Origin of the sequence: Kitasatospora sp. NPDC049258, from assembly GCF_040678895.1 — a bacterium.
GTDB lineage: Bacteria > Actinomycetota > Actinomycetes > Streptomycetales > Streptomycetaceae > Kitasatospora.
Genome location: NZ_JBFAQT010000067.1, coordinates 1 through 15,324, shown reverse-complemented (window position 1 = coordinate 15,324; position 15,324 = coordinate 1). Strand labels below are relative to the sequence as shown.

Genomic DNA, 15,324 nt, shown 5'->3' with positions numbered 1-15,324 from the left:
ACCTACAACACCAACGGCACCCGGGCCACCGAGACCGACCACAACCCGGCCGGCAACACCGCCCAGGACACCACCACCACCTACACCTACCCGGCCGCCACCGCCGCCCAGCCGCACTCGCTCACCGGCACCAGCGCCGTCACCGGCGGCACCGGCACACCGGTCGTCGAGAACTACGGATACGACACATCCGGCAACACGACAGGAAGGCAACGGAAGCCGAGCGGAACGCAGAGCAGCGATCAACTGCTGGACTGGGACGCGGAGGGCAAGCTCAAGAAGGTCACCGACACAGTCAGGACGACTTCGGGGAGCACCACCACGACCGCGACCAGGACCGCCGACTATCTCTACGACGCCGGCGGCAACCGTCTGATCGGCCACAGCCTCGACTCGGCCACCCCGGCGGCCGAAAGCTGGACGCTCTATCTCGGCAACACCGAGCTCAACCTCGTCAAGGGCGCCACCAAGCCGTCGGCCAATCGCTATTACACGCTCGGCCCCGCGACTGCCGTCCGCACCGACGACAACAAGGTCACATTCCAGATCAACGACCATCACAACACTGCCGAATTGAACGTGGATGCCACCACTGGTGCCCTGACCCAGCGTCGGGCCACCGTCTTCGGCGCCGCCCGAGGCACCGGCCCAACCGCTTGGGCTGGCAGCCGAGGCTTCCTCGGCGGCGTCACCGAGCCCACGGGGCTCACCCATCTCGGAGCCCGTGACTACGACCCGGCCACCGGGCGATTTATCTCGGTCGACCCACTTCTGGAAGCCGACAAGCCGCAAACCCTCAACGCCTATGTCTACTCGGCCAACAACCCAGTGACGTTCTCGGACCCAACTGGTGAGGCATTCGAGGAGTGCGTCAACGGCATGTACAGCTGCCGGGGCGGCACGGAGATCATCGACCAGGGGACGCGCTACGACGAGGTCGTTGCCGAGAACAAGCGAGCCGAGGCATACCAGCACCAATCCGTCCTGAAGGAACAGCATCGCCAGGAGCTGGGCAGGCGCGCAGCCGCTGCCTACCGGTCCGGCGGGAACTTCGACGCGAACACCGTCCTCAATCCGGAGGCCCCCCAGATCGTCGCCATGTGGTTCGCCGGAATCACACCTGACGCCTACTACTTCGATCAGGAGGACAAGTTCACCGCCGGAGTCCAGCAGCACATCTGGATGGACACGGTGCGGAAGTACCTGCAGATGCGCGAGGGAAGCAAACTCGGCGAGACGATCACGGGGTTGGACTACAAGACGCTGTACGGCGCCAAGTTGAACAACATTCCGCTGAAGGTACTCATGGCAGGAGAGCTCGCCGACTTCGCGGCGTACCTCAACGGCAACAAGGACACCGATTCGGTCGAAGGTGCGACACGTGCCATCCTCGGGTCGTTCAACCTCGAAGCGACCATCAGCGGGTACGACAGCGCGACCAAGACCGCAAAGGTCGACTTCGAGCTGACGAACAAGATGACGGTCGAGTCGCTCACACGAGGGGTCTCCGAGGACGGCTACACCTCCGGAACGAAGGAAGGCCCGGCGGTCATGTTGTCCGACACTCTGGGCTCGGTCTTTCCCGGAGGACAGCGAGCGCTGAAGTTCACGGTCTCTTGGAGTGAGTCGATCAACATGTCGGTCGACCACTAGCATCGCGTGGAGGAGCGGGCCCGCGAATCATCGGGCCCGCTCCTCCACCGGGAAAGGCAGCACGGCACATGCCACCAAAGATTCGACCCGCCTTCCTGACGGCTGCGGCGGTCGCGCTCCTGACTACGACGGTGTCTTCCTGCGTCGACAGCAGGTATGAGCCGCCACTCCCTTCCGTCACGGTCGGCGCCGCCGACCTGCAAGGCACCTGGCGTGGTTGGGCAGGCAGCAGCCTGGCCCTCAACCCCGACGGGAACGCAGAGGCGACCGATCTCGACGGCCAGGAGTTCCGCTTCGACGACGGCTGGCGAATGACCGGCAAAGGCACCTGGGAGCTCTACGAACCGGGCCGCTACCAAGGCGGCAATACCGTCGGTGACGGCTCAGTCGTCCATATCACCGTGAGATCCGCGCAGTCCTCGCCCGCGCCATCCCCCGCACTGCCCACACCATCCACCTCGGTGGCGGCCGAGGCAGCGGCAAGGACGAAGCCGGCTCCACCCGAGGCCAGCTGGTACATGGGAGTGACCAAGGGCAAGGACGGCCGGCCGATGTTGTTCTTCCTGACCTCGGACCCGGACACGCGGGACACCTACACGCTGTCGAAGGCCTGAGAGGGCGGCACGCGACCCGACGGCCCCACCGGGGTTTCCCGGTGGGGCCGTCCGGACTCGCGGCAGCCTCAGCGCAGGTCGTCGTCCAAACCCTGCTCGATGGCGTAGCGCACCAGTTCGACCCGGTTGTGGAGCTGGAGCTTGCCGAGGGTGTTCTGGACGTGGTTCTGCACGGTGCGGTGCGAGAGCACCAGCCGTTCGGCGATCTGGCGGTACGACAGCCCCTTGGCCACCAGCCGCAGGACCTCGGTCTCCCGGGCGGTCAGTTGCGGGGCGAGCGGCGCGGCCGGGGCAGCGGGCTCGGTGGCCAGGCGGCGGAACTCGCCGAGCACCAGGCCGGCCAAGCCCGGGGTGAAGACCGGGTCGCCGGCCGCCGTCCGCCGCACCGCCTCGATCAGCTCCTCGCGCCCGGCCGACTTCAGCAGGTAGCCGGTGGCGCCGGACTTGACCGCCTCCAGCACGTCCGCGTGCTCCCCGCTGGCGGAGAGCACCAGCACCCGCAGAGCCGGGTCGTGCTGCACCAGTTGGCGGCACACCTCGACCCCGGGCAGGCTCGGCAGGTTGAGGTCCAGCACCAGCACCTGCGGCATCGCCGCCCGCGCCCGGCGGAGCGCCTCGTCGCCGTCGCCCGCGGTGGCCACCACCTCGAAGCCCGCCTCGGCGAGGTCGCGGGAGACCGCCTCCCGCCACATCGGGTGGTCGTCGACCACCATCACCCGCACCTGATCCGTCATCAGCTCCCCTTCCTGGGCACCCGCAGTTCCACCTCGACGCCCTCCCCCGGTGTCGAGTACAGCTCCGCGCTGCCGCCCAGGTCGAGCAGCCGGCCGCGGATCGACTGCGAGACCCCGAGCCGCCCGGCCCGCTCGGCCTCGCCGAGCCGCCCGGTGCCGAAGCCCGGGCCGTCGTCGCGGACCGAGACGGTGACCGCCTCGGGCTCGTCCTCGACCAGGATCCAGGCCCGGGCGGCGGGGCCGGCGTGCTTGCGGACGTTGTCGACGGCGGCGCCGACCGCGGCGGCCAGCTCCGCCGCCACCGCACCGGCCAGGAGCACCGCGGTGGCCGGCGCCGAGACGGTGATCCGGTCGTCCGCGTACGGGGTGAGCAGCTGCCGCAGGTCCTGCAGCTCGGCCGCCTGCGCCGGCAGCGGACCGCCCGTCATCAGGGTGCGCAGCGCCCGCTCCTGCTCCCCGGCCAGCCGGCCCAGGTCGACGAGGCCACCGCCGCCGGGCTCCGCGCCCTGGCGCTGGACCATGGCGAGCACCTGGAGCACCCCGTCGTGGATGTCCCGGGAGAGCCGCTCGCGCTCCCGGGTGGCCGCCTCGACCTGGAGCGCCCGGGTGAGCACCGCCTCGCTGGCGCGGGCGAGTTCGATCACGTAGCCGATCGCGCAGCCGGCCATCAGCAGCAGCACGATGTTGTGCAGGTTGTCGGGGCTGACACCGCCGTGGCCGGCGATGTTGGCGATGCCGATCAGGGTGGCGGCGAAGGCGGCGGCCTTCCAGCCGCCCTTGCAGGCGAAGCCCAGCACCGTGCCGCAGGCCCAGATGGTGGGCAGGGTGAGCGCGCCCGCGTGGATCCGGGCCGGGGTGTCGATGAAGCCGCTCATCACCACACCGGTGAGGGTCATCGCCAGGTCGAAGCCGAGCACCGCCCAGGTGCAGCGCAGCGGGTTGGCGAAGGCCCGGGTGGAGGCGAGCGTCCACAGGGTGAGCGCGCCGAGGTAGATCCAGCCGGACACCGGGTGGCGGAAGTCGAGGTAGGAGTCGAAGTACCGGACCACCGCGTACGCGAGGGCCAGCATCCGGAAGTAGGAGATGGCCCGCCAGAGCGGCAGCTCGACCGACATGCCGCCGGCGCCGAGGGTGCCGCGCAGCGGCGCGGACAGCGCCCGGGCCACCTCGACGGGGCCGGCCTGGACCCGCGCCAGGCCGCCGGTGGGACCGTGCTCCGCCATCCGCTCCCCCTCACCCGCCCCGGGGCTACTTCTCCCCGGGCTCGTCCGGCTTCGCCGTCCCGTCGTCCTGCCTCGCCGCCTCCGCCGCGGCGGCCTTCTCGGCCTCCGCCGCGGCCTCCTTCTCGGCTTCCTTCTCGGCCTTCTGGGCCGCCTTCTGCTCGGCGGCCTCGGCCTTCTGGACGGCCTTGCGCTCGGCGTCGGCGCGCTTCTTGTCCTCGGTCAGCTGCCGCTTGGCCGCCGTCGCGTAGATGTCGACGTACTCCTGACCGGAGAGCCGCATGATCTCGTACATCACCTCGTCCGTCACCGAACGGAGGATGAAGCGGTCGTTCTCCATGCCCTGGTAGCGGGAGAAGTCCAGCGGGCGGCCGATCCGGATGCCGGGGCGGATACCGAAGTTGGGGACGACCTGGCCGGGCGGCTGCACCTTCTCGGTGTTGATCATCGCGACCGGGATCACCGGCGCACCGGTGGCCAGCGCGACCCGGGCCAGGCCACCGACCTTGCCGCGGTACAGCTTGCCGTCGGGCGAGCGAGTGCCCTCGGGGTAGACGCCGAAGACCTCGCCGCGCTCGATCACCGCGATGCCGCTGCGGATCGCCGCCTCACCGGCCCCGCGGGCGCCGGAGCGGTCCACCGGCAACTGGCCGACGCCCTTGAAGAAGGCGGCGGTCAGCCGGCCCTTGAGGCCGGGGGTGGTGAAGTACTCCGCCTTCGCGATGAAGGTGACCCGGCGCTTGAGCAGCGCGGGCAGGAAGAAGGAGTCGGAGAAGGACAGGTGGTTGCTCGCGAGGATCGCCGGCCCCTCGTCGGGGATGTTCTCCTCGCCCTCCATCCAGGGCCGGAAGAAGATCCGCAGCAGCGGTGCGACGATCATCTTCATCAGTCGGTAGAACAACCCGGGCCTCCTGTTATGCGGACCGGTCGATCCTAATGCCCACGGCAACGGGCTCAGTACCGGCGGGGCCGTCCCGACGCCACCGGCGGGGCCGCCCCGGCGCCACCGGCGGGGCCCGCCCCAGTGCCTCGGCCGGGCACGCCCTGTACGGGCCGCGCCGGTCGTGGGACGATCGGCCGACCTTGTCCCCGGCCCATCGAGGAGCCCGCAGATGCCGCCACTGCCCGGTGCCGAACCCTTCCGCCATCAGGGCGGGCCGGTCGGCGTGCTGCTGGTGCACGGATTCACCGGCTCGCCGCAGTCGCTGCGCCCGTGGGCCGAGCACCTGGCTGCGGCCGGGCTGACCGTGTCGCTGCCGCTGCTTCCGGGCCACGGCACGCGCTGGCAGGACATGCAGCTCACCCGCTGGGAGGACTGGTACGCGGAGGTCGACCGGGAGCTGAAGGTGCTGCTGGCCGAGTGCGAGCAGGTGTTCGTCTGCGCGCTGTCGATGGGCGGCTCGCTGGCGCTGCGACTGGCCTCCCGGCACCGCTCGGCGATCTCCGGGCTGGTGCTCGTCAACCCGTCCGTCCGCTCGGACAACCCCGCGAGTGTGCTGTTGCCGGTGCTGCGGCACCTGGTTCCGAGCCTGCCCGGGGTGGCCGACGACATCGCGCTGGAGGGTTCCACCGAGCTCGGCTACGACCGGACGCCGCTGCACGCCGCCTGGTCACTGTCCCGGCTGTGGAAGGACGTCCAATCGGTGCTGCCGGAAATAGAGCAGCCCGTGCTGTTGCTGCACAGCCCGCAGGACCACGTGGTCTCGCCGGCCAACTCGGAACTGGTACTCGCCCGGATATCCTCGACCGATGTGACCGAGCTGCTTCTTGAACGCAGCTACCACGTGGCAACACTGGACCACGACGCCGGGCTGATCTTCGAGGCGAGCCTCGACTTCATCCGTCGGCTGGCACCGGTGGCGAAAGTCGAAGCCGACAACCACTCGGGCTGAAGGGCCGGCAGTGCACGAGACCAACAAGGCGGGCGGCGACGAGGAGCTGCCCCGGGGCGGCGCCGACAGCGAGCCCGCCGACCAGGACACGGCCGAGGCGGCCGGCGCGTCCACGCGCCGTCCCGCGGCCGGCAGCCAGGCCGAGCAGGACGCGATCTTCGCCGCCCTGGTCGCCCAGTTCGACGACCCGGTGGACCTCACCGACCCGGACTGGCCGGAGATCGAGAACCTGCGCGCGGCCACCGAGCCGCCGGCCGGCGCCGACGACCTGCCGCACGAGCTGGCGCCGCAGCCCCGACCCCGCCGGGGCGAGGCCGGCCCCCGCGACTACGTGGCGGCCGACGATCCGGACGAGGGCCACTTCGTACCCCCGGAGCCGCCGCCGCTGCCCCCGGCCGACACCACCGCCAAGTTCGCCTGGCTCGCGGTGCTGGGCGGGCCGGCCCTGCTGCTGTTCGACGCGCTGGTCTGGCGCGAGGTCTCCGGCTGGCCCGCCTGGGTCGGGGTCGGCGCCTTCCTCGGCGGCTTCGTGACGCTGGTGGCGCGGATGAAGGCCGGCGACGACGACGAGCCCGAGGACCCGAACGGCGGCGCGGTCGTCTGAGCCCCGCCACCGTCCGGGGCCGCAGCGGCCGAGCGGCGAGGGGCCCGGGCCGATCGAGCGCCTCGGGCCTCAGCTGCCGGGCAGCAGGCCGCGGATCCGGAAGCGGCGGAGCCTGGAGATCTTCGCCAGCACGAAGACGACGGCCGCCGCACAGGCCACCGCGGCCCAGGCCGGCAGCAGCAGCGCGGCGGGCAGCAGCGCACCGAGGGTGAGCACCACGCAGGGGCCGTACCAGCGCAGCACCACACGGCCGCCGTCGCCGTAGCGCAGCGCGATGGCGGCATTGGCGGTGTAGAACGCGAGCACGCCCCCGCACAGCGCCCAGCAGGAGCCGGACGGCAGGTGGTGGTCCGGCTCGGCGACGGCGGTGCCGAGCGCGGCCGCGATCACGGTGATGCCGGCGATCAGCACGAACGGCAGGTACATCACGGTGTCCCGGATCGCCCTGGTCGAGCCGCCGGCCTGGGCCCGGTCCAGGCCGGCGGCGGCGTGGGCGGTGCCCCAGACGAAGAAGATCATCGCCAGCTCGGCCACCACCACGAAACCGGCCAGCGCGGCGCCGCCCGAAGCGGCGGTGAAGTGGTCGGCCAGCGTGGCCACCACCGTGAACACGCTCTCGCCCAGCACGATCACCACGAACAGGCCGATCCGCTCGACCAGGTGCTCGGTGGACAACCGGCCGTAGAACTCCTCGGTGAGCCCCGTCCGGACCGCCAGCAGCACCACCTCCAGCACGATCGCCACGCCCCAGAGCACGAACCGCCCGGCGCCCGGCACCGCCGCCGACACCGCCCAGAGCAGGGCCGGCACCAGGCCGTAGCCGACCGGGCGCCAGATCGGCAGCGGGTCCTCGCTGCGCCGGGCCCGGTCGAACCAGATCACGAAGAACATCACCCGCACCCAGGCCGCCCCCAGCGCGTACGCCCACGCCCGGTCGCCCAGCCCCTGCGGCGCGGCGGCGGCCATCAGCCCGAGCGCCGGCATCGCGCAGAGCAGCATCGCCTGGACGCCCGGCCGGGCCGAGCCGAAGACGTTGACGGTCACCATCAGGTTGACCCAGGCCCACCAGGCCGGGAAGAACAGCACCACGAAGGTGCCGAAGTCCGCCGCGTCCGGATCACCGTGCAGGCCGTGGGCCAGCACGCTGACGGTGACCACGAAGACCAGGTCGAAGAACAGCTCGAACCAGCCAGCCCGGTGCTCCTCCGCGCCCGCCACCGCCGTCGTCTCGCTCACGCCCCAACTCTGCGCGGCCCGCGGGAGGACCGGATCACGGCTCGCCGGACGGGCGGGCAATCCGCCGGGCTCCTAGGCTGGTTGTGCTGGACGGGAAGACTGCGCCGACCGAGGAGGCGGTGAGCCGTGCGTAGCGCTCGCTGTGCCCGCGCCGTCGCGGGCTGCGCCGTACTCGGCCTGGGCGTCCTGGCCGGCTGCGGCTCCCCGGACATCACCACGTCGCCGGTCTCCACCACCTCGGCCCGGGCCGGCGCCCGCAGCTCCACCGCCGCGCCGAGCTCCGCCCCCGGTTCCACCGCGGGTACCGCCGCGCCGCAGCGGGCCGCTGTCGGTGACGCGCTGGGGCTGACCGGCTTCCAGCCCGACGAGCGGATGACCGTGACGGTGACCCAGGTCGTCGACCCGGCCACACCGACCTCGGCCGGCCTCGCCCCGAGCCCGGGCCACCGGCTGGTGGCGGTCCAGTTCCGGCTCCTGAACACCGGCACCGCCGTCTACTCGGACGCCCCCTCCAACGGGGCGACGCTGATCGACTCCCAGGGCCAGGGGTTCAACGCCCTGGCCTACGCACCCACCACGGCCGGGCCCGCGTTCCCCGCCGGCGTGCACCTCGCCCAGGGCGAGAGCGCGCTCGGGTTCATCAGCTTCGACCTGCCGGCGGGATCCTCCCCCGCCAAGGTCCAGTTCACCCTGGAGTCCGGCCTCGCCGCGCAGACCGGCCAGTGGACGGTGACCGGGGGCTCCGGCGGCTCCGGCGCGCCCGCGGCCTCGGCCGCCGGTACGGCCACCCCCGCCGCCCCGTCCACGCCGGCGCGGACCACCGCGACCACCACCGCCACCGCGGTGCCCACGGACCCCGGGCAGGTGGTCCGGGACTACTACGCGGCCATCAACGCCCATGACTACGCCCGCGCCTGGGCTCTCGGCGGACGCAACCTCAGCCCCAGCTTCGCGGCCTTCGGCGCGGGCTTCGCCGACACCGCCTCCGACGCGCTCACCGTGACCGGGGTCCACGGCAACACCGTCGAGGTCACCCTGGACGCGACCGCGCGGGACGGCAGCCACCGCCACTTCGCCGGCAGCTACACCGTGGTGGACGGTGTGATCACCGGTGCCTCGATCCGCTGATCCGCCGGCACCCGCAGCACCGCGAGGACCGGCAGGTGATCGGTGGCGGCCCGCAGGTCGCCCGGCTCCAGCCCCGGCAGCCCGTGCGGGACACCGCAGGCCAGCACGGACAGGCCCGGCGTCGCGAAGATCGCGTCGATCCGCTGGTGCGGATCGTCCGGTACGGAGGTGAAGGTGCCGCCCCAGGGAGCGGCGGCGTGGGCGTCCTGGAACTCCGCGGCCAGCGCCCGCCAACCCGGCCCGTCCGGATGCTCGTTGAAGTCACCGGCGATCACGCCCGCCTCGCCCGGGTCCAACTGGCCCGGCAACAGGGCGAACTGGCTGCGGCGCTCGTCCGGATCGAGGCTGAGGTGGCAGCTGGTGACCGAGAACGGCACCGAACGGCCGATCCGGACCAGCGCCGTGGCGAAGCCGCGGGCGTGCAGGCCGCGGGTCTTGGGCAGCAGCCTGTCCCGGGTGGCGAGCACGTCGACCCGCAGCCGGCCGAGCACCAGCGGGCCGGCGGCGATCCGACCGCCGCCGGCGAGGATGATCATGCCGGTCCGGTGGGCGAGCCAGGCGGCCTGCTTCACCGGTTTCCAGTAGCGCGGGGACTCCTGGATGCACACCAGGTCGGGCGCGCAGGCCCGGATCACCCGCGCCACGGCCTCGCGGTCGTCGCGCAGCGAGCGGATGTTGTAGCTGAGCACCCGGACCCGCTGGGCCCCGTCGGGCTCGGCCCCGGAGGTGGGCAGCTCGGTCACTGACGTCACACAGCTGATGCTAGGCCCTGGAAGGCACTTGACGCAGGATCAGCACGCGGCGGGGGCGCGCCCGAGCCCCCACCGGATGCCGCGGGTCAGGTCCGGGCGAGGTCCGCCGCACCGGCGATGCCGGCGGCCGAGCCCATCGAGGCGAGCACCACGTCGGCGCGCGGCCGGTGCACCCCGCCGGTGAGGTACTTGCCGAAGGCGGCCGCGACCGGCTCCAGCAGCAGCCGGCCGGAGTCGGAGACCCCGCCCCCGAGCACGAACACGCCGGGATCGAAGAGCGCGGCGAGATCCGCCATGCCGCGGCCCAGCCAGTCGGCGAGCTCCGCGTAGCACTCCAGCGCCAGCGGGTCGCCGTCCTCGGCGGCCTCGGTGATGTGGATGCCGCGGATGGTCTCGGCGACGCCGTCGTTGAGCTCCAGCATCCGCTTGCCGGCGATCGGGTCGGCGGCGGCCTTCTCCCGCCCGTAGCGCCGCAGCGCCCGGCCGGAGCCGTACTGCTCCCAGCAGCCGTGGCCGCCGCAGCCGCAGAGCAGGCCGTCCGGGACCATGTTCAGGTGGCCGATCTCGCCCGCCACGCCGAACCGGCCGCGGTGCAGCCGGCCGTCGAGCACGATCCCGCCGCCGATGCCGGTGCCGACGGTGATCAGCACCATGTCCTCGTGGGCGGCCGCGGCACCGAACCGGAACTCGGCCCAGGCGGCGCAGTTGGCGTCGTTCTCGACCACCGTGGGGAGACCGGTGAGCTCCTCGACGCGCGCCTTGAGCGGCTCGTTCTCCCAGTCGATGTTGGGAGCGAAGATCACCGTGGAACGGTCCCGGTCGACGAAGCCGGGGGCGCCCACGCCCACGCCGGCCACGCCCGGGTGCTGGTCCTTCAGCTCGCGGACGGCCTGCGCGATGGCGTCGACCGCCCACTGGGGGTCGGCCGGGGTGGGTACCCGCGTCCTGGCCAGGATCTCGCCGGTCTCGTCGACCACGCCTGCCGCGATCTTCGTCCCGCCGACATCGACGCCGATGGTCAGAGCCATGTGTCCCTCAGCTATTCACTCGTTCCCGCTGAGCGAAACGCTACCCGCTGAGCGGTGCTCCCGTACACAGTGCGACCTACAGAAATCGAAGACAATTTTCGAGAATATGCCCGAGTCGCCTTCAAAAGTCGTAATGTTCGCCCCTCAGAGTGACATGAGCAGGACCTTCGGTCACCATCGCTGAACTGCAGCTTCAGAAGTTGTCGGACGGTCCGTCGACGTCGATGCGCTCCGAGTCGGCGTGTCCGGGCCCCGACCAGCGCCGTTCGTGGCCGGCCACCGCGGCCCGGTAGGCGGCGAGCAGCTCGCCGCCCGCGGCGGCCAGGTGTCCGTACACCTCGGGGTTGGTCTCGCGGAACCGGACACCGAACTCCAGGGCCTTGCCCCCGACCGCCTCGGCGAACCGGCGGACCTCGTCCACCAGCGGGCCGAGCTCCGGCCCGAACGGCTCGCCGGAGCCCTCCGGTCGCTCGGATCGATCGCTCTGCTGCTCCGCCATCACTGGTCCCTCTCGCCGCGGTGAAGCCACGACGCTACCCGAACCGGCCGACGCCCCGGACCGGCCGACGCCCCGAACCGGCCAGCGCCCCGGACGGGCCGACGCGGGCGGCGGGCGCGTCCGGCAGGGATCGCTCGGAGTGGACCTAGCCCCGCGGGCCCGCCGGCCAGAGCGCCGGATCGGGCACGAACCGCAGCGAGAGCACGCCGTCGGCCAGCGCGGCCCCGCTGACGTTGCAGCGGCGCAGCGCGGAGGGCAGCAGCAGGATCCGCCGGTGGGCACCGACCCCGAGCACCAGTTCGTCACCGCGCCGGACCAGCTCCAGCTCGCCGCGGTCGGCGCCGGGCAGCGGCAGGTGCCAGAGCAGCAGGCCGTCCTCGGCCAGCCGGTCCTCGACCCGGGGGCGCGCCGCCGGGTCGGCGGCCGGCTCCCCGGCGGCGTAGAGCTGGGCGGCCACCTCCTCCAGCGCCACCTCGGGCCGCCGGCTGACCAGCAGCGGCACGTCCAGCTCCGCGGCCAGCCCGGCCAACCGGTCGCGCTCGCGGGCGGCGAGCTCGGCCAGCCACGGGTCCGGGGAGTCGGTGGCGCCGGCGGGCAGGGCCCGGTGGGCGACCACGGCGTCCGGCCGGTGCCCGTGCAGCGCGAGGCCGGCCAGGATCCGGCGGAACTCCTCGGGCCGGTGGGTCTCGGCGTCGACGACCAGCCGGACGGTGGTCCGGGGCGATTCGAGCACCGCGCGGGCCTCGGCCAGCGCGGTGCGGGCGGTGGCCCCGGCCTCGAACAGCCACTCGGCCGGCATCGGCACCCCGGCCACCGCGGCCAGCAGCGGGCGCAGCGCGCGGGCGGCCTGGCGCTGTTCGGGCAGCAGCCGGGCGAGGTAGCGCTCCAGTTGCTCGGGCAGGGCGAGGGTGGCGATCAGCTCGGCGGGCGCCGGGGCGGCGACCACCACCACCTCGGCGTCGGCGGTGCGCAGCCGGCGCAGCAGGGCGAGCTGGCGGGTGCCGGGGAGGGGGGTGAGTTCCTCGGGGTCGAGCGGTTCGGCACCGATCAGGGCGAGTGCGGGCGCGAGCCGTCCTTCGAGCGCCCCCAGGGCGTCGCGGAAGGCGGACTGCTCGTCGATCCGGGCCACCGCGAGGAGGTCGGCGTACCCGGTGGGCTCGGCGGTGAGCCGGGTGCCGAGCAGGGTGTCCAGGGTGCGGTGCGGGTCGTCGGCGGCGAGCAGCAGGGTGCGCCGGCCGGCGCGGGCGGCGTGCAGGGCGGTGGCGGCGGCGACGGTCGCGGCCGCGCCCTCGGCGCCGCTGACCAGGATCGTGCGGGGTGCCACGGGGTGTCTCCGCTCAGCCTCGGGGTGGGCGGGTCTCAGCCCTCGACGCGCTTCTTCAGCCCGGCGAGCGCGCGGTCGATGATGACCTTCTCCGCCTTGCGCTTGATCATCCCGAGCATCGGGATCTTCACGTCCACGGCCAGCTGGTAGGTCACCTCGGTGGAGCCGCTCTTCAGCGGGGCCAGCGCGTACGAACCGTCCAGGGCGCGGAGCATCTGACTCTTCACCAAGGTCCAGGAGACCTCGCGGTCGCCGTCCCAGGTGTAGGCGAGGACGTGCTCGTCGCGGATCGCTCCGGCGTCCAGCAGCAGCCGCACCTCGGCCGCACGGCCGTCCTCGGCGGCGGCCAGCACCTCGATCTCCTTGACCTCCCCGGTCCAGGCCGGGTACGCGGCGAAGTCCGCGATCACGGCCATCACCTCGGCCGGGGTGGCGTCGATGATGATGCTCGACCTGGTGTGCTCCGCCATGACGGCCCTCCGCGTCTCTCCAGCTGTGCGCCCAGGGCAGGCTATCGCGATCCGGCGGCCGCCCGGCCCGCCGCCCCCGCGGCCGGTGCGGGCGGTGCGGGCGGTGGCACACCCGCTACCGATGGGTCACCTGGGGCCTGTCGTAAGGTGCGGATGGGAAAAGCCCTGCCCGGGTCCCTGCGATGTGACGGGTGTGACTATCGGAACACCGAAGCCAACCCCCCTGGTCGAATCGACCTACCGGGCAGTAACGTCCTGCCGTCCCGCAGCGTCGCAGACGAGGAGCAGTCTTGCTCGAGTTCAGCCTTCCGGCCCGTTACCAGGTACCGAGCGGCGGTAACCTCTCCGACCTCGTCCACCAGAACGCCGAGCTGCACCCGGACGTGGCCGTCCTCGGGCGCAAGGTGGACGGCGTCTGGCAGGACGTCACCGCCGTGCAGTTCCTGGCCGAGGTGCACGCCGCGGCCAAGGGCCTGATCGCGGCCGGCATCGAGCCCGGCGACCGGGTCGGTGTGCTCTCCCGCACCCGGTACGAGTGGACGCTGCTGGACTTCGCGATCTGGTGCGCCGGCGCGGTCACCGTCCCGGTGTACGAGACCTCCTCCGCCGAGCAGGTGCGCTGGATCCTCGGCGACTCCGGCGCCGTCGCCGTGGTCACCGAGACCGACGCGCACGCCGCCGTGGTGGCCGAGCTGCGCGCGGAGCTGCCGGAGCTGGCGCACACCTGGCAGATCGAGGCCGGGGCGCTGGCGCAGCTGGCCGAGGCCGGTGCCAAGGTCGACGACGCCACGGTCACCGAGCGCCGCTCGGTCGCCACCGAGGACTCGCTCGCCACCATCGTCTACACCTCGGGCACCACCGGCCGCCCGAAGGGCTGTCAACTGACGCACGGGAACTTCATCTCCGAGCTCGGCAACGTGACCACCCGCCTGGCGCCGCTGTTCCGCACCGACGAGAGCTCCACGCTGCTGTTCCTGCCGCTGGCCCACGTGCTGGGCCGGATCGCCGAGATCGCCGCCGCGATCGCGCCGATCAAGCTGGGCCACGTCTCCGACATCAAGAACGTCACGGCCGAGCTGGGCTCGTTCCGGCCGACCCTGATCCTCGGCGTGCCGCGGGTCTTCGAGAAGGTCTACAACACCGCGCGGGCCAAGGCCCAGGCGGACGGCAAGGGCAAGATCTTCGACCGGGCGACCGAGACCGCGATCGCCTACAGCCGCGCGCTGGACGCCGGCCGGGTGCCGCTCGGGCTGCGGATCCGGCACACCGTCTTCGACAAGCTGGTCTACAGCAAGCTGCGCGCCGCGCTGGGCGGCCGCTGCACCCACGCGATCTCCGGGGGCGCCCCGCTCGGCGAGCGCCTCGGCCACTTCTACCGCGGCATCGGCTTCACCGTGCTGGAGGGCTACGGCCTGACCGAGACCTGCGCGGCGATCGCCTTCAACCCGCACGACAAGCCCAAGATCGGCACCGTCGGCCAGCCCATGCCCGGCTCGGCGGTGAAGATCGCCGAGGACGGCGAGGTGCTGCTCAAGGGCCCGCAGATCTTCACCGGCTACTGGAACAACCCCGCGGCCACCGCCGAGGTGCTGCGCGACGGCTGGTTCGCCAGCGGCGACATCGGCACCCTGGACGACGAGGGCTACCTGACCATCACCGGCCGGAAGAAGGAGATCATCGTCACGGCGGGCGGCAAGAACGTCGCCCCCGCCGTCATCGAGGACCGGATCCGCGCCCACGCCTTGGTCGGCGAGGTGATGGTGGTCGGCGACCGGAGGCCCTTCATCGCCTGTCTGATCACCGTCGACCCGGAGTTCTTCCCCAAGTGGAAGGAGCTCAACGGCAAGCCGGCCGAGGCCACCCTGACCGACCTGCGCGAGGACGCGGACCTGCTGGCCGCCCTCCAGTCGGCCGTCGACGAGGGCAACCAGGCCGTCTCGCACGCCGAGGCCGTCAAGAAGTTCCGCCTGCTGGACACCGTCTTCTCCGAGGACAGCGGCCACCTCACGCCCTCGCTCAAGCTCAAGCGCAACGTGGTGCTCAAGGACTACGCGGCCGAGGTCGAGGCGCTCTACCAGCGCTGACCGGCAGCAGACCCGTACCGACGGCCGACGGCCCGCCCGCAGGTCCCAGCGCCAGGAGCGCTCGACCCAGCGGCGCCCGGCCTCGC

At 72.5% G+C, this 15,324-nt stretch carries 15 protein-coding genes; 6 read left to right on the top strand and 9 right to left on the bottom strand.

All coding sequences use genetic code 11. The annotated features are described in order from the left end of the window. Nucleotides 1–1,653 (top strand): RHS repeat-associated core domain-containing protein (locus tag AB0K43_RS30545; RefSeq protein ID WP_363645503.1); only part of this gene is annotated, 1,653 nt, incomplete at its 5' end. Nucleotides 1,654–1,721: 68 nt separating this feature from the next. Further along, nucleotides 1,722–2,267, top strand: coding sequence for a hypothetical protein (locus AB0K43_RS30540; RefSeq protein ID WP_363645501.1), 546 nt, complete (start codon nucleotides 1,722–1,724; stop codon nucleotides 2,265–2,267). A gap of 68 nt (nucleotides 2,268–2,335) precedes the next feature. Here AB0K43_RS30540 and AB0K43_RS30535 read toward each other — a convergent pair whose 3' ends face one another. The 3 genes from AB0K43_RS30535 to AB0K43_RS30525 form a co-directional block, all read right to left on the bottom strand. Next, nucleotides 2,336–3,001: a response regulator transcription factor gene (locus tag AB0K43_RS30535; protein ID WP_363645499.1), complete on the bottom strand. Its 666-nt coding sequence runs from the start codon at nucleotides 2,999–3,001 to the stop codon at nucleotides 2,336–2,338. Further along, entirely contained in the window at nucleotides 3,001–4,116 is a 1,116-nt protein-coding gene (locus AB0K43_RS30530) for a DUF5931 domain-containing protein (protein WP_363645507.1), read from the bottom strand. Before AB0K43_RS30530 ends, AB0K43_RS30535 begins: the two co-directional genes overlap by 1 nt. 133 nt (nucleotides 4,117–4,249) lie before the next feature. Then, nucleotides 4,250–5,107: a lysophospholipid acyltransferase family protein gene (locus tag AB0K43_RS30525; RefSeq protein ID WP_363645505.1), complete on the bottom strand. Its 858-nt coding sequence runs from the start codon at nucleotides 5,105–5,107 to the stop codon at nucleotides 4,250–4,252. Nucleotides 5,108–5,333: 226 nt separating this feature from the next. On the opposite strand from AB0K43_RS30525, the gene AB0K43_RS30520 reads away from it, so the two are divergent. Next, entirely contained in the window at nucleotides 5,334–6,113 is a 780-nt protein-coding gene (locus tag AB0K43_RS30520) for an alpha/beta fold hydrolase (protein ID WP_363645497.1), read from the top strand. Nucleotides 6,114–6,123: 10 nt separating this feature from the next. Next, nucleotides 6,124–6,717, top strand: coding sequence for a hypothetical protein (locus AB0K43_RS30515; RefSeq protein ID WP_363645495.1), 594 nt, complete (start codon nucleotides 6,124–6,126; stop codon nucleotides 6,715–6,717). Between the two features lie 69 nt (nucleotides 6,718–6,786). On the opposite strand, the gene AB0K43_RS30510 is transcribed toward AB0K43_RS30515, so the two are convergent. Beyond that, nucleotides 6,787–7,953 carry a low temperature requirement protein A gene (locus AB0K43_RS30510; protein WP_363645493.1) on the bottom strand — a complete coding sequence of 389 codons (1,167 nt, stop codon included), beginning with the start codon at nucleotides 7,951–7,953 and terminating at the stop codon, nucleotides 6,787–6,789. Between the two features lie 126 nt (nucleotides 7,954–8,079). Between AB0K43_RS30510 and AB0K43_RS30505 the strand changes: the two genes are divergently transcribed. Next, entirely contained in the window at nucleotides 8,080–9,081 is a 1,002-nt protein-coding gene (locus AB0K43_RS30505; RefSeq protein WP_363645491.1) for a hypothetical protein, read from the top strand. On the opposite strand, the gene AB0K43_RS30500 is transcribed toward AB0K43_RS30505, so the two are convergent. The 5 genes from AB0K43_RS30500 to AB0K43_RS30480 form a co-directional block, all read right to left on the bottom strand. Next, nucleotides 9,036–9,833, bottom strand: coding sequence for an endonuclease/exonuclease/phosphatase family protein (locus tag AB0K43_RS30500; RefSeq protein ID WP_363645489.1), 798 nt, complete (start codon nucleotides 9,831–9,833; stop codon nucleotides 9,036–9,038). The genes AB0K43_RS30505 and AB0K43_RS30500 overlap by 46 nt on opposite strands. Nucleotides 9,834–9,919: 86 nt before the next feature. Beyond that, nucleotides 9,920–10,861 carry an ROK family glucokinase gene (locus tag AB0K43_RS30495; protein WP_363645487.1) on the bottom strand — a complete coding sequence of 314 codons (942 nt, stop codon included), beginning with the start codon at nucleotides 10,859–10,861 and terminating at the stop codon, nucleotides 9,920–9,922. Between the two features lie 193 nt (nucleotides 10,862–11,054). Next, entirely contained in the window at nucleotides 11,055–11,360 is a 306-nt protein-coding gene (locus tag AB0K43_RS30490) for a DUF5304 family protein (protein ID WP_363645485.1), read from the bottom strand. Between the two features lie 145 nt (nucleotides 11,361–11,505). Then, nucleotides 11,506–12,684, bottom strand: a complete 1,179-nt coding sequence (locus AB0K43_RS30485; protein WP_363645483.1) for an ArsA-related P-loop ATPase — start codon at nucleotides 12,682–12,684, stop codon at nucleotides 11,506–11,508. Nucleotides 12,685–12,719: 35 nt separating this feature from the next. After that, complete coding sequence (locus tag AB0K43_RS30480) at nucleotides 12,720–13,154, bottom strand: SRPBCC family protein (protein ID WP_363645481.1); 435 nt, start codon at nucleotides 13,152–13,154, stop codon at nucleotides 12,720–12,722. Nucleotides 13,155–13,444: 290 nt separating this feature from the next. Between AB0K43_RS30480 and AB0K43_RS30475 the strand changes: the two genes are divergently transcribed. Next, on the top strand, nucleotides 13,445–15,238 hold the full coding sequence (locus AB0K43_RS30475; protein ID WP_363645479.1) for a long-chain fatty acid--CoA ligase: 1,794 nt from the start codon (nucleotides 13,445–13,447) through the stop codon (nucleotides 15,236–15,238). The last annotated feature ends 86 nt before the right edge of the window (nucleotides 15,239–15,324 follow it).

What these genes read in the sequence shown, in the direction of transcription:
- AB0K43_RS30540 (WP_363645501.1), top strand. Translation starts at nt 1,722, where the DNA reads ATGCCACCAAAGATTCGACCCGCCTTCCTGACGGCTGCGGCGGTCGCG.
- AB0K43_RS30535 (WP_363645499.1), bottom strand. Translation starts at nt 3,001, where the DNA reads ATGACGGATCAGGTGCGGGTGATGGTGGTCGACGACCACCCGATGTGG.
- AB0K43_RS30530 (WP_363645507.1), bottom strand. Translation starts at nt 4,116, where the DNA reads ATGTCGGTCGAGCTGCCGCTCTGGCGGGCCATCTCCTACTTCCGGATG.
- AB0K43_RS30525 (WP_363645505.1), bottom strand. Translation starts at nt 5,107, where the DNA reads ATGAAGATGATCGTCGCACCGCTGCTGCGGATCTTCTTCCGGCCCTGG.
- AB0K43_RS30520 (WP_363645497.1), top strand. Translation starts at nt 5,334, where the DNA reads ATGCCGCCACTGCCCGGTGCCGAACCCTTCCGCCATCAGGGCGGGCCG.
- AB0K43_RS30495 (WP_363645487.1), bottom strand. Translation starts at nt 10,861, where the DNA reads ATGGCTCTGACCATCGGCGTCGATGTCGGCGGGACGAAGATCGCGGCA.
- AB0K43_RS30490 (WP_363645485.1), bottom strand. Translation starts at nt 11,360, where the DNA reads ATGGCGGAGCAGCAGAGCGATCGATCCGAGCGACCGGAGGGCTCCGGC.
- AB0K43_RS30480 (WP_363645481.1), bottom strand. Translation starts at nt 13,154, where the DNA reads ATGGCGGAGCACACCAGGTCGAGCATCATCATCGACGCCACCCCGGCC.